The following is a 12613-nucleotide window of genomic DNA, read 5'->3' as shown; positions in this document are numbered from 1 at the left end:
AATCAATACTATTATTTACCGTTCAAAAAATAAAATTGCTATTACATATATGCAGCCTAAAACTAAAAAGCAGTTATATAAAATGTATTCTAACTGTTTTTCTTTATAATATAACGGTTTTTTACTTTTGTTACTGAAAACGTTATGATAATTGCAGATTCATTGATACATAACAGATTTTTTTCAGATTGCTAAGCGTATCCTTATAGGTACATCTTTCGTTTATTTTTCACCCTGTTATTTGGTAGGGTATAATGAGTACAAAAAAAATTAATAGGTTGCGCCCTTTTAGTGCGCTAATAGATTCTTGTTGGAAAGAAAAATATACAGCTACTCGCTTTATTAAAGATTTAATTGCGGGTATTACCGTGGGTATTATCGCTATTCCGCTCGCAATGGCTTTGGCTATTGCAAGTGGTGTTCCGCCGCAATATGGGCTATATACCGCGGCTATTGCAGGGATCGTCATTGCGATAACAGGTGGGTCTCGCTATAGCGTTTCTGGCCCCACAGCTGCATTTGTAGTGATCCTCTACCCTGTTTCACAGCAATTTGGGCTCAGCGGGTTGCTGGTTGCGACAATGATGTCAGGGGTTATCCTGCTTGCGATGGGCTTTGCTCGGTTCGGTAAATTCATCGAATATATCCCTGTATCTGTTACATTAGGCTTCACTTCCGGTATTGCCATCACCATTGCCACAATGCAAATTAAAGATTTCTTTGGTTTGCAAATGGAGCATGTCCCAGAAAACTATGTTGATAAGCTAATTGCTATTGGTAATACATTCCCCACGTTTCAATACAGCGATACACTAATTGGGCTTTCAACTCTTTTGGTACTTATCTTCTGGCCTAAATTAAAATTAAGATTTCCCGGCCATTTACCTGCCCTTATTGTCGGGACTTTAGTCATGTGGGTGCTTTCATTATTTGGCATGGAAGTCGCGACTATTGGTTCTGAATTTAGCTATTTATTGCCTGATGGCTCTGAAGGTAATGGCATTCCCCCTATCCTACCGCAGTTTGTTTTGCCGTGGGAGCTCCCCGGAAGTGCGCCAATTAACTGGGCGATGATCACCGCATTAATGCCTGCTGCATTTTCTATGGCAGTGCTTGGTGCGATTGAATCACTACTATGTGCCGTAGTATTGGACAACATGACGGGAACCAAACACCATTCCAATAGCGAACTTATTGGCCAAGGAGTGGGGAACATTGCAGCACCTTTTTTTGGTGGTATCACCGCAACTGCCGCAATAGCTCGTTCTGCGGCTAACGTCCGCGCAGGCGCAACATCGCCCATTTCTGCCATTATTCACTCAATATTGGTGATACTCACATTATTGGTTCTGGCTCCAATGCTCTCTTATTTGCCATTAGCCGCCATGTCTGCATTATTATTGATTGTAGCTTGGAACATGAGTGCGGCGGGTAAAGTCGTTTATTTGATTAAACGCGCGCCAAAAGATGACATTATTGTATTAGTACTATGTATGTCTCTAACCGTTCTATTCGATATGGTTATTGCTATCACTGTCGGGATTGTTCTCGCGTCATTATTGTTTATGCGACGAATTGCCAATATGACGCGTTCAACACAACTAGCGGAAACAGATGAAGAGCGAAGCCGTTTAGTCGTAAGAATAAATGGCCCATTATTTTTCGCTGCTGCTGAGCGTATTTTTGATGAATTACGTGTCAAAAGCGCCGGTTATGAAACCATCATTATGCAATGGGACGCAGTACCGGTCTTAGATGCGGGTGGCTTAGAAGCTTTCGAAAAATTCATCGATGCCGTACGCAAAGATACCCATGTCTTAGTTTGTGACATTCCGTTCCAGCCATTAAAAACGTTGGCAAGAGCAAAAGTTACACCGATTGAAGGCGTGTTAAGTTTTTATAATTCAATGGATCATGCACTTGAAGCTGTTAAGGCTATCGAACAGGCGGGTTCTATCGACACAGAAAAGGCAACAACAGCGTCTTAATTTAAGTCCCTTAACTAAACCGCCATGTTATTTTTACATGGCGGTTTAACTGTTACTCATTGAAGCAAAACATCTCATTCCCTGCTTCTTTCCCTTTTTCGCAGGCTATTGCCCTTAATTTTTTTGCTTTTACTGGGTCGATAGCCACCGTTCCTGTGTTATCTTCAGAAAATCTAAATGCTGCCATCCATTCTGCATACCCTGGATAAGTCATCTCATTTGCCTTATCAAACCATTGTTGTGCTTGCTTTTCATCTTTTGCGACGCCTTGGCCATCTAGGTAGATAACACCAAGCAAAATTGGAGCAATAAAATAGTCTGGGTTATTTAACGCATTAACTTCATTTAGAAGTTCTATAGACTGTTGATAGTCCGTTTTACCTGCAATTGGGTTTATCAATGACTCTGCTAAACTGATTTTTCCGCGTGTGCTGCCCATTTCAACCGCTTTAATCGCGTATTTACGCGCATCAACCAATTCCTGTGAAAAGTAACTATCACTTAATAGATTGATATCCGCCAATAACGCATAACCATCTGCATTACCATTTTTTGCGGATTCGTTTGCCCATAAACGCGCACTATTAAGATTTTGTAGAACACCTAAACCGGAAAAATACATTTGGGCCAGCTGATACTGAGCAAGGGCATCTTTCTTCGTTGCTTTTTGGTGAGTTTGTACAAATTTTTGTTTATCTTCAGGGGTAATATCAAGTTGAGCGATAGCTTGAAAAGAAAACGTAATTAGGGATGAAACGATAATAGCTTTAAAAAAGTTTGGTTTCATAATTGTTCTCATTAAAGAAGTCAAAGCGCAGAGCCTTGGCCTCCCCATTTTAAGAAGTATTGATATAAGTTATTCATTCCTACCCAATGGTTTTCACACCAGCTCGGGGCGAGTAACGTCGGTTTTCTGGCACTGGCACTAATACGGTGGTAGACAATGTCAGTTGGAGTATGACGCACCATTTCACCGGCAATTTGGGTATATTCATCAAGAGAAAGTGTTGCCAAGCGCCCTGCTCGCCAACTTTTTGCCATTACACTACCTTCAACAATATGTAGCGGGTGAAGTTTGATGCCATCCGTTCCACACTCAAGTACTTTATCCAATGTTTGCATATTCATTTGGGCATTTTCACCGGGTAGCCCACAAATCAAATGCGTACAAACTTTTAATCCAAGGCTACGCGCTTTTTGCGTTGTTTGTTGGTATGCATCAAAACCATGGCCGCGATTAATACGATGTAGCGTTTTATCATGAGCACTTTGTAAACCTAGCTCAAGCCATATTTCATAACCTTGTTGTTGGTAACAACTCAATAAAGATAATACCGCATCAGGAACACAATCAGGGCGCGTTCCAACACACAAGCCAATAATATCAGCCTGTTGTAAAGCGTCTTCATAGAGCTGCTTTAGCAGACTCACTTCTGCGTAGGTACTGGTATAGGCTTGGAAATAAGCTAAATAACGTTTTGCGCGGGAAATTCGGGTAATTTGTTGGTGAATTTGTTCATCGATGGTTTGAGATGATTGGCTTTCATCGGCAAAAGAAGCCACATTACAGAAGGTGCAGCCGCCTCGCCCAAGGGTGCCATCACGGTTTGGGCAATTAAAACCACCATGTAAGGTAATTTTATAAATTTTTTCACCATATCGGCGCTGTAAATCAGCGCCGAACATAGAAACGACTTCAGTGAGTTGCATAAACCGCCTAACTTAGCGACTTGTATCTAACTCAGGGAAGCTTTTTACAACTTCGTCGATTGCTTTCATTTGTTTTAAGAATGGCTCTAGCTTATCTAATGGTAATGCTGATGGACCATCGCAACGCGCGTTGTCTGGGTCTGGATGGGCTTCAAGAAATAACCCTGCGATCCCAACCGCCATTCCCGCTCTTGCCAGCTCAGCAACTTGACCACGGCGGCCACCAGATGCTGCACCAAATGGGTCGCGGCATTGCAATGCGTGGGTTACGTCGAAAATGACAGGACAGCCTTTTGATGCTTGAACCATGACATTAAAGCCAAGCATATCAACAACTAGGTTGTCATAACCAAAGTTTGCACCGCGGTCGCAAAGAATAATTTTATCGTTACCACCTTCGATAAATTTCTCAACGATATTTCCCATTTGTCCTGGGCTGATAAACTGAGGTTTTTTGATATTAATTACCGCATCTGTTTTAGCCATTGCTGCAACTAAGTCCGTTTGACGGGCTAAGAACGCTGGTAATTGAATGACATCAACAACTTCGGCAACAGGGGCAGCTTGTGCTGGCTCATGAACATCCGTAATGATTTTTACGCCAAATGTTTGTTTCAGCTCTTGGAATATTTTCATTCCTTCTTCAAGACCTGGACCACGGTAAGAGTGAATTGATGAGCGGTTAGCTTTATCAAATGACGCTTTAAATACGTAAGGGATCCCCAACTTTTGTGTCACTGTGACATAATGCTCACACACTTTCATCGCCATATCGCGGGATTCTAATACATTCATCCCACCAAATAACACAAACGGCAAGTCGTTCGCGACATTGATATCACCAATATTGACTACTTTCTGTTGCATACTCTTACCTTTAATATTGAAACAGGAAAATTGGCCTGTATGTTAATTAATGTAATACGACTGGATGGTTATCCAGCGAATAAATTTGTATTTTAATCATTTCAGAGACTGGGTCTTCTGGGCAATGTTCAATAAAATAATTGAGATCGCTCAATGCCACATGATTACAATCTAAATGCGCAAGAATTAACCCTCTGTCACGAATTTCGTAAGGGTCTTCAGGATCAAGAGTCAAAAGCGTTTCACAAACCCGTAACGCTAACTCCATCTTTTTTTCTTCCATTAATGCAGCTTTGAGCGTGTCAAAAATTTTACGAATAACAATGCTGTTTTCTGCTACCTCAAGTTGGTCGTAGTAAAACTCAGAAAAAGGATCAACGGTTCCTTTGAGCCACAAATTTAACGTGTGCAATGATAAAGACTCACCATTTACAGGGTTAATTACCCATTGGCTGCCATCATTTCTTTCACTAATAAATAATAATTGAGTAGGGAAAATAGCGGGATAAATCGCAATATCAAGGCGTTCGGCAATATATAAAAAAATAGCACCGAGTGTCACTGGCGTACCTTGTTTAGATGACAATACTTTGTCTAGCCACAGCATATCCGATAACAAATAGATCCCTTCAGCTGCGCCAAACGACCACTCTTGATAAAAAAGTGAGGCCAATTGCTGAATTTTTGTTTCGTTATCAGCGGTTAAATCGATACGAGACTTGGCTGATGAGACTAAGCTATCTAACTGAGCTTGCACTTTCATCAGCGGGAAATCATGACGGATACATTGTGAAACAGTCATGATCCCTTCACTTAAAGGGAGTTGATTAAATTCTATATTCGCTATGGTTTTCATTACATTCCCACTGCTATGCCACTTAACCATTCCATTGACCGAGTGAAATTCGCTCTCTTCCACCATAATCAAGACAGGTCTCAATTTTGGTGTACCCATGTACTTCAAATAAATCACGCACCGCAAGACCTTGTGTCCAGCCATGCTCAAGAAGCAACCACCCTTGATTTTTAAGATATTTTTTAGACTCTTGAATGATATGCATTAAATCAGCTAAGCCTTCATCCTTAGCCACTAGAGCGGTTAACGGCTCAAATCGCACATCACCTTCGCTGAGATGCGTATCATTTTCATCAATATAGGGTGGATTACTGATAATCATATCAAATTGTTGAATTGATAGTGAAGCAAACCAATTACTTTGTATAAAATTGACATTTGAAATATTCAAGCGCTGCTGATTTCGTTGTGCTAAAACAACTGCATCAGGGTTAAAATCAACACCGATAACCTGACTTTGCGGCATTTCAGATGCCAAGGCTAGTGCAATTGCCCCAGTCCCAGTACCTAAATCTAAAATTTGATTTTTTTGCTCTGTTAACCTAGATAAGGCTTGTTCAACAATGCATTCGGTATCTGGCCGAGGTATTAATGTCGCAGGAGAGACGTAAAGAGGAAGGGACCAGAACTCACGTTCACCGATAATATAGGCAATAGGCTCACCTTTCTCACGGCGTTGCAAAAGTAATTCAGCTTGTTGGAATTCTTCGGCGTTGAGTTCTGTCTCACCAAATGCAAAAAGATAGGTACGGCTGCGGCCTGTGACATGTTCCAGTAAAATTTCAGCATCTCGCTTCGCGCTGTCACTTGCAGACAGCCTGTTGACTGCCTGCTTGACCCATTCGATATACTGCATTATTCCTGCTCAGACAACGCAGAAAGTTGGTCTGCCTGGTATTCATTGATGATAGGTTGGATAAGTGAATCCAATTTCCCTTCCATCACTTCATCCAAACGATATAACGTTAAGTTAATACGGTGGTCAGTCACTCGGCCTTGTGGAAAATTATAGGTACGAATACGGTCAGAACGGTCACCAGAACCTAGCAGATTACGACGCTCAGATGCTTCTGCGGCTTGGCGCTTATCCATTTCGGCTTGGCGAATACGCGCACCTAATACAGACATCGCTTTTGCTTTATTTTTATGCTGCGAACGTTCATCTTGGCACTCAACAACAATGCCTGTCGGAATATGGGTAATACGTATTGCTGAATCTGTGGTGTTAACGTGCTGCCCACCCGCACCCGATGAGCGGAAAGTATCAATACGTAAATCCGCAGGGCTGATCTCAGGTAATTCAGCTTCTGGCAGTTCAGGTAAAATCGCTACAGTACAAGCGGATGTATGAATACGGCCTTGAGATTCCGTTTCGGGAACACGTTGAACACGGTGACCACCTGACTCAAATTTTAAGCGACCATAAACGCTATCACCGGAAATTTTCGCGATGACTTCTTTAAAACCGCCATGTTCGCCATCGCTCGTGCTCATTAATTCAACGCGCCAGCGGTTGTTTTCTGCATAACGGCTATACATACGGAATAGATCACCCGCAAAAATTGCCGCTTCGTCTCCCCCGGCACCCGCACGGATTTCAACGAAACAGTTATATTCATCATCAGGATCTTTCGGAAGCAGCAACAATTGTAATTGCTGTTCGAGCTCTTCATTGCGCCCTTTGGCTTCTTTAAGCTCTTCTTGAGCCATTTCTTTCATTTCAGGATCGTCTAACAACATTTCAGCTGTTTCTATGTCATCCTGTACTGTGCGCCATGCACTAAAGCATTTAGCGACATCAGATAATTGGGCATATTCTTTTGATAAAGCACGAAAACGGTCTTGATCGGCAATTACACCTGCATCAGCAAGGTGCGCTTCAATTTCTTCGTAGCGTTCTTGTAATGCTTCTAGTTTTGCGACAATAGAAGGCTTCATTCGTTATATAAGACCTATGATTAAAATGTGGTTATTGATGGTCCAGCCCTAGGCTGTCCCTAAGTAGATTTAGACGCTCGACATCCCCATTACCTGCAGCTTGCTGCAAAGATTTGGTTGGAGCGTGAATAAGGCGGTTGGTTAATTGTTGCGATAATTGCATGATCACTTGCTCAGGGTCTGCGCCTTGACGGATAGCGGTCAACGCTTTTTCAGCCATGTTTGCCCGAATGGCCTCAGCTTGTTCTCTATAATCGCGAATTGTAGACACTGCCGCTTGTGAGCGCAACCAATCCATAAAGTGGCTACTTTCTTGCTCAACAATATATTCAGCTTCAACGGCTGCGGCTTTTCGCTGAGCAAGGTTCTGTGCAATGATAGACTGCAAATCATCCACAGTATAGAGATAAACATCTCTTAATTTTTCAACATCTTGTTCGATATCTCGAGGAACGGCAATATCAATTAATAACATCGGCTTACTACGACGTATTTTCATTGCTCGTTCGACCATCCCTTTCCCTATGATGGGTAAAGGACTCGCCGTTGAGCTAATGACAATATCTGCTTCCGCTAAGCGGTTATCAATATCCGATAACGAAATGACTTGTGCATTGACCTCATTGGCCAATAACTCCGCACGTTCACGTGTTCGGTTAGCTATCATCATTTTTTGTACGCCATGTTCACGTAAATGACGCGCCACAAGCTCAATTGTTTCCCCTGCACCCACTAACAAGATGTTTAAATGTTTGAGTGATTCAAATATTTGGCGAGCAAGTGTACAAGCTGCAAATGCGACAGAAACTGCATTCGCACCAATATCGGTTTCTGTGCGCACACGTTTTGCAACAGAAAACGATTTCTGGAAAAGACGCTCAAGTTCGCTCGATAACGAGTGGTTACCTTGTGAAAGCGCAAACGCCTTTTTGACTTGCCCTAATATTTGTGGTTCACCCAAAACAAGTGAATCCAAGCCACTAGCGACACGCATTAGGTGACTAACCGCGCGGTCGTCTTGGTGCCAATAGAGGCTCGGCTGTAAATCTTTTTGGGTTATACCATGAAAATCACACAGCCATTTTACTAGCTGTTCTTGAGCTCGTTCTTGCGATTCAAGGCTCAAATAAAGCTCAGTTCTATTACAGGTAGACAGCACAACGCCACCATTCACTTGAGGCTGTTTGAGAAGTTCCTCAAGTGCATGGTCAATTTTTTCAGGACCAAAAGCCACCCGCTCACGCAGGGCTACTGGTGCTGTTTTATGGTTGATGCCTAAGGCTAATAAGGTCATTATGCTTTACGACTTGCTCACATTGCTTACAGTGCTAATTATTTTCAGTTATGCTCGATGGGTATTTCCTACCAATTAGCATGACTGTTATTTATATTGTTCTATTGTAGATGATCCGCGTCTCTCTTTCTACGGTTTGCATAAGCCTATCCTTCAGAAAGATGACCCACGCCAAAAAATAAACCGAAATAACAGACGTAATGGCGATTTTATCAGTCAAAACTGATCGTAATTTTATCGTTTATTTATACTATATAAAACTGATTATCAGCCATATCATTATTAACAATGATAAATTAACTGCAATAAGATGCATAGAGGATGCAATTATTTCGCACAGAAAGCAAATGGTGACGAGCTTGGATTGGTTTAATAGCCACTTTAGAAAACCATTCCCGCTGTCAATGCACTATGTTATTTGTATACAAACAGTAAATCACTTACAGATTTTTATCGGTTAGGTATATCATCGAGTGCAATAGATGACTCAGATAGCCATATCGCGCTAAACTAAACCTCTTTAAATGCAAGTAACTCAATAGAGACTGCTATCAGCGCCCAATACAACTTTGAGATTTGATATGCAATTAACTCAAGCTTTACCGTTTATGCACATAAATAAGCACTTTTTTCGCCTCTTACCACTTTCATGCGTCTTGCTAACTGCTTGCGTGACAACGTCACAAACAACCACGAAAGGAACCAGCTCCGCATCGGATGCTAAGTGGAAAGCACATCAACAAGAATTAAGTCAGCTACGTGACTACCAAACACGAGGCTCCTTTGCCTATAACGGAGGAGAAACAAAAACGTACGCTAAGTTTTTCTGGCAACAATATACACCGGAAAAATACCGTTTATTGTTAACCAACCCATTAGGTAGCCGTGAGCTTGAACTTACCGTTGAACCTGATTTAGCTCGATTAACTACCAAAGATGGTCAAACCCATATGAGTGACGTGCCGAGCGAGTTGATTTATCAGCTCACTGGTATGGAAATCCCAATTGATGACCTAACCGCTTGGTTAACAGGTTCGCCCGGACGTGCAACAGACTTCACCTTAGATGAAAACCACCTGCTAAAAAGTGTTACGTTTAAAAGTAATGGTGAAACATGGCAGCTCAACTATATTTCCTATGACAGCAAAACAACACCAATGCTGCCAAACTATCTCGAGTTACTCCAAGGTGATAGACTTATCAAATTGAAAATGGATAGTTGGACACTGAAGAAATGACGTTAACATGGCCTTCTCCGGCAAAATTAAATCTTTTTTTGTACATCACCGGCCAACGCCCTGATGGCTATCACGAGTTACAAACTCTATTTCAATTTGTCGATTATGGCGATGAAATCACTATCACAACACGTGATGACGACCAGTTGAATTTATTGACGGATATGCAAGGGGTTCCCCCCGAAAAAAACCTAATTTTACGGGCTGCTAGATTATTACAATCCTATTGCCGTGATACGTTGCAACACAGTGGCCCACTAGGTGCCGATGTCGGTATTCATAAAATATTACCGATGGGCGGAGGTATTGGTGGAGGCTCATCAAACGCAGCAACCACCTTAATTGCGCTTAACGAACACTGGAAAACACAGGTTTCTGATGAAGTCCTTGCGCAATTAGGCGCATCATTAGGAGCAGATGTTCCTGTGTTTGTTCGTGGGCATGCTGCTTTCGCCGAAGGGGTTGGTGACATTTTAACCAAAGCTTCCCCTAAAGAGAAATGGTATCTGGTGGCTCATCCCGGAATTGAAATATCAACCCCGATGATCTTCACAGATCCACAATTAAATCGAAATTCTCCAAAACGCTCCCTAGCCGCATTATTACTGGCTCCGTACGCAAATGACTGCGAACCAATCGCAAGAAAACGTTTTCGTGAGGTTGAACAGCTTGTTTCTTGGCTGTTAGAATATGCTCCGTCTCGCCTTACAGGAACAGGCGCATGTGTTTTTTCTGAATTTGAAACACAAGCGGATGCCCTGCAGGTGTTAAATAAAGCCCCATCGTGGGTGCAAGGGTTCGTCGCTCAAGGCGTTAACGTTTCCCCACTGCACAAGTTCCGCGCTGGGATAACCCGTGTATTGCACCAATAAGCCTTGTCGCTGTTGGTCAACAATATCTCTCTGGACGCAAGCCTGAGGTTTTTCTCGTGCCCGATATGAAGCTTTTTGCTGGTAACGCTACACCGGAACTAGCACAACGTGTTGCTAACCGCCTTTACACTAATCTTGGAGACGCGGCTGTTGGTCGTTTTAGCGACGGCGAAGTCAGTGTTCAAATTAATGAAAATGTTCGCGGTGGTGATATTTTTATCATCCAGTCAACTTGTGCACCAACCAACGATAACCTGATGGAACTGGTTGTTATGGTCGATGCCCTACGCCGTGCATCTGCTGGTCGTATTACCGCTGTTATCCCTTACTTCGGTTATGCAAGACAGGATCGTCGCGTACGTTCTGCCCGTGTACCAATCACCGCTAAAGTTGTTGCCGATTTTCTGTCAAGTGTAGGTGTAGACCGTGTACTCACTGTCGATTTACACGCAGAGCAGATCCAGGGCTTCTTTGATGTTCCTGTGGATAATGTATTTGGTAGCCCTATTCTTCTGGAAGATATGTTACAGAAGAATTTGGAAAACCCAATCGTTGTATCTCCAGACATCGGCGGCGTGGTACGTGCTAGAGCTATCGCAAAACTCCTGAATGACACTGATATGGCCATTATTGACAAACGCCGCCCACGTGCGAACGTTTCTCAAGTCATGCATATCATTGGTGATGTTTCAGGTCGTGATTGCATCTTAGTGGACGATATGATTGATACCGGTGGTACTCTGTGTAAAGCAGCTGAAGCACTGAAAGAACGTGGTGCGAAACGTGTATTTGCATACGCAACACACCCGATTTTCTCAGGTAATGCTGTAGACAACATCAAAAATTCAGTCATTGATGAAGTCATTGTTTGTGACACTATTCCTCTTTCTCCTGAAATCAAAGCGCTGAGCAATGTTCGCACTTTAACGCTTTCAGGTATGTTAGCTGAAGCTATCCGTCGTATTAGCAACGAAGAGTCAATTTCAGCAATGTTTGAGCACTAATTCTCCAATATTGGGTTTTAGCGTTCAACCGTGATGAAAAAGTCACAATAAAAAATATAAGCCCCTGCAATATCATTTGCAGGGGCTTTATGATTTTGGCAGGGAAAAAACCACTGGTGCTTATTTTTATATTTTATCGCCGATCATAGTAGTGACTTCACATTATGAAACGACAAAAATAGCCATCTAAAATAACGAACAATATTCACGACAAAAGAGCAAAATTCTTTGGAATTTCACTCTTATTAATGCCTAATTATCAAACTAGTTCACCATTATCAGCAATTAATTGCTCTAGACTATTTATGGATAGCGGTGATTGTCTCTGCGTGAATGATATTGTTGTTTCAATTGCCAGTAACGGTCTGCAACTTTTTCACGGCCGCCGATCCTAGCACCGACTAACCATACCATCGCACCGATAAAAATGCCGAATAAGGAACCGTTCGTGATGAGTTCTGAAAGGCCTAAGTTAACGATATGAGAGAATAAGTTGACACCGATACTTCCGATCATCAACACCATTCCGATTCCCATGAAGATATTACCTAGAAGGTGAGCGCTTTTCCGTTTCATATATACCTCCAGTACCAGTAAACTGATAAGCAAGCATGTGTAAATAAATTCGGTCATACTTTATATTTATGTAATGATTATAGTGCATTAAGTAAAATTTTTTGCGATAGACATCACAAGGAAGGAAGTTAGCAAGAATATCTGTACAAAAAATGCTTTTTATCAAGAAATCAGAAAATCCGAATAGTTTACTCAGCAATTATAAACATAGTTACTTTATCCATCACAATTTTGTACATCCTGCATTTCACAAGGTAAACTAGGACATTA

Annotated in this window: 12 protein-coding genes; 4 read left to right on the top strand and 8 right to left on the bottom strand. The window is 42.0% G+C overall.

Annotated elements, in window-relative coordinates; translation table 11 throughout:
* The first annotated feature begins 254 nt into the window (after positions 1-254).
* Complete coding sequence (gene dauA, locus PSF28_RS07610) at positions 255-1988, top strand: C4-dicarboxylic acid transporter DauA (RefSeq protein ID WP_210835566.1); 1734 nt, start codon at positions 255-257, stop codon at positions 1986-1988.
* A 52-nt stretch (positions 1989-2040) separates the two neighbouring features.
* Here dauA and PSF28_RS07605 read toward each other — a convergent pair whose 3' ends face one another.
* From PSF28_RS07605 to hemA, 7 genes are read right to left on the bottom strand one after another with little or no spacing between them, the layout of a single operon-like run.
* Positions 2041-2775, bottom strand: coding sequence for a tetratricopeptide repeat protein (locus tag PSF28_RS07605; RefSeq protein WP_210835564.1), 735 nt, complete (start codon positions 2773-2775; stop codon positions 2041-2043).
* Between the two features lie 20 nt (positions 2776-2795).
* On the bottom strand, positions 2796-3698 hold the full coding sequence (locus PSF28_RS07600) for a TIGR01212 family radical SAM protein (RefSeq protein WP_210835562.1): 903 nt from the start codon (positions 3696-3698) through the stop codon (positions 2796-2798).
* 12 nt (positions 3699-3710) lie between these two features.
* Positions 3711-4565, bottom strand: a complete 855-nt coding sequence (kdsA, locus tag PSF28_RS07595; RefSeq protein WP_004255137.1) for a 3-deoxy-8-phosphooctulonate synthase — start codon at positions 4563-4565, stop codon at positions 3711-3713.
* Between the two features lie 46 nt (positions 4566-4611).
* Positions 4612-5421 carry an invasion regulator SirB1 gene (sirB1, locus tag PSF28_RS07590; RefSeq protein ID WP_210835560.1) on the bottom strand — a complete coding sequence of 270 codons (810 nt, stop codon included), beginning with the start codon at positions 5419-5421 and terminating at the stop codon, positions 4612-4614.
* Between the two features lie 22 nt (positions 5422-5443).
* On the bottom strand, positions 5444-6277 hold the full coding sequence (prmC, locus tag PSF28_RS07585; protein WP_272684852.1) for a peptide chain release factor N(5)-glutamine methyltransferase: 834 nt from the start codon (positions 6275-6277) through the stop codon (positions 5444-5446).
* Positions 6277-7359: a peptide chain release factor 1 gene (gene prfA, locus PSF28_RS07580; RefSeq protein ID WP_004910610.1), complete on the bottom strand. Its 1083-nt coding sequence runs from the start codon at positions 7357-7359 to the stop codon at positions 6277-6279. Before prfA ends, prmC begins: the two co-directional genes overlap by 1 nt.
* A gap of 31 nt (positions 7360-7390) precedes the next feature.
* Complete coding sequence (gene hemA, locus PSF28_RS07575; protein ID WP_210835557.1) at positions 7391-8653, bottom strand: glutamyl-tRNA reductase; 1263 nt, start codon at positions 8651-8653, stop codon at positions 7391-7393.
* A gap of 581 nt (positions 8654-9234) precedes the next feature.
* Here hemA and lolB point away from each other — a divergent pair.
* The 3 genes from lolB to prs are packed head-to-tail and all read left to right on the top strand — an operon-like array spanning position 9235 to position 11767.
* Positions 9235-9891 (top strand): lipoprotein insertase outer membrane protein LolB, encoded by a 657-nt coding sequence (lolB, locus tag PSF28_RS07570; RefSeq protein WP_272684851.1) that lies wholly within the window; start codon positions 9235-9237, stop codon positions 9889-9891.
* The gene (gene ispE / locus PSF28_RS07565; RefSeq protein ID WP_210835556.1) at positions 9888-10763 is read left to right on the top strand and encodes a 4-(cytidine 5'-diphospho)-2-C-methyl-D-erythritol kinase; all 876 of its coding nucleotides are present in this window, start codon (positions 9888-9890) and stop codon (positions 10761-10763) included. Before lolB ends, ispE begins: the two co-directional genes overlap by 4 nt.
* A gap of 56 nt (positions 10764-10819) precedes the next feature.
* Positions 10820-11767 carry a ribose-phosphate diphosphokinase gene (prs, locus tag PSF28_RS07560; protein WP_004910604.1) on the top strand — a complete coding sequence of 316 codons (948 nt, stop codon included), beginning with the start codon at positions 10820-10822 and terminating at the stop codon, positions 11765-11767.
* Between the two features lie 303 nt (positions 11768-12070).
* On the opposite strand, the gene ychH is transcribed toward prs, so the two are convergent.
* Positions 12071-12343 (bottom strand): stress-induced protein YchH, encoded by a 273-nt coding sequence (gene ychH / locus PSF28_RS07555; protein ID WP_115167325.1) that lies wholly within the window; start codon positions 12341-12343, stop codon positions 12071-12073.
* Between the last annotated feature and the right edge of the window lie 270 nt (positions 12344-12613).

This window comes from Providencia sp. PROV130, from assembly GCF_028482225.1.
Lineage (GTDB): Bacteria > Pseudomonadota > Gammaproteobacteria > Enterobacterales > Enterobacteriaceae > Providencia > Providencia rettgeri.
Note: the sequence above shows the minus strand (reverse complement) of the source record. Positions and strands in the feature narration are given on the sequence as shown.

Bases quoted from the DNA above. Each gene is read 5' to 3' on its own strand.
- PSF28_RS07600 (WP_210835562.1), bottom strand. From the start codon at position 3,698: ATGCAACTCACTGAAGTCGTTTCTATGTTCGGCGCTGATTTACAGCGC.
- lolB (WP_272684851.1), top strand. From the start codon at position 9,235: ATGCAATTAACTCAAGCTTTACCGTTTATGCACATAAATAAGCACTTT.
- hemA (WP_210835557.1), bottom strand. From the start codon at position 8,653: ATGACCTTATTAGCCTTAGGCATCAACCATAAAACAGCACCAGTAGCC.
- prmC (WP_272684852.1), bottom strand. From the start codon at position 6,277: ATGCAGTATATCGAATGGGTCAAGCAGGCAGTCAACAGGCTGTCTGCA.
- sirB1 (WP_210835560.1), bottom strand. From the start codon at position 5,421: ATGAAAACCATAGCGAATATAGAATTTAATCAACTCCCTTTAAGTGAA.
- ispE (WP_210835556.1), top strand. From the start codon at position 9,888: ATGACGTTAACATGGCCTTCTCCGGCAAAATTAAATCTTTTTTTGTAC.
- prfA (WP_004910610.1), bottom strand. From the start codon at position 7,359: ATGAAGCCTTCTATTGTCGCAAAACTAGAAGCATTACAAGAACGCTAC.
- ychH (WP_115167325.1), bottom strand. From the start codon at position 12,343: ATGAAACGGAAAAGCGCTCACCTTCTAGGTAATATCTTCATGGGAATC.
- kdsA (WP_004255137.1), bottom strand. From the start codon at position 4,565: ATGCAACAGAAAGTAGTCAATATTGGTGATATCAATGTCGCGAACGAC.
- PSF28_RS07605 (WP_210835564.1), bottom strand. From the start codon at position 2,775: ATGAAACCAAACTTTTTTAAAGCTATTATCGTTTCATCCCTAATTACG.
- dauA (WP_210835566.1), top strand. From the start codon at position 255: ATGAGTACAAAAAAAATTAATAGGTTGCGCCCTTTTAGTGCGCTAATA.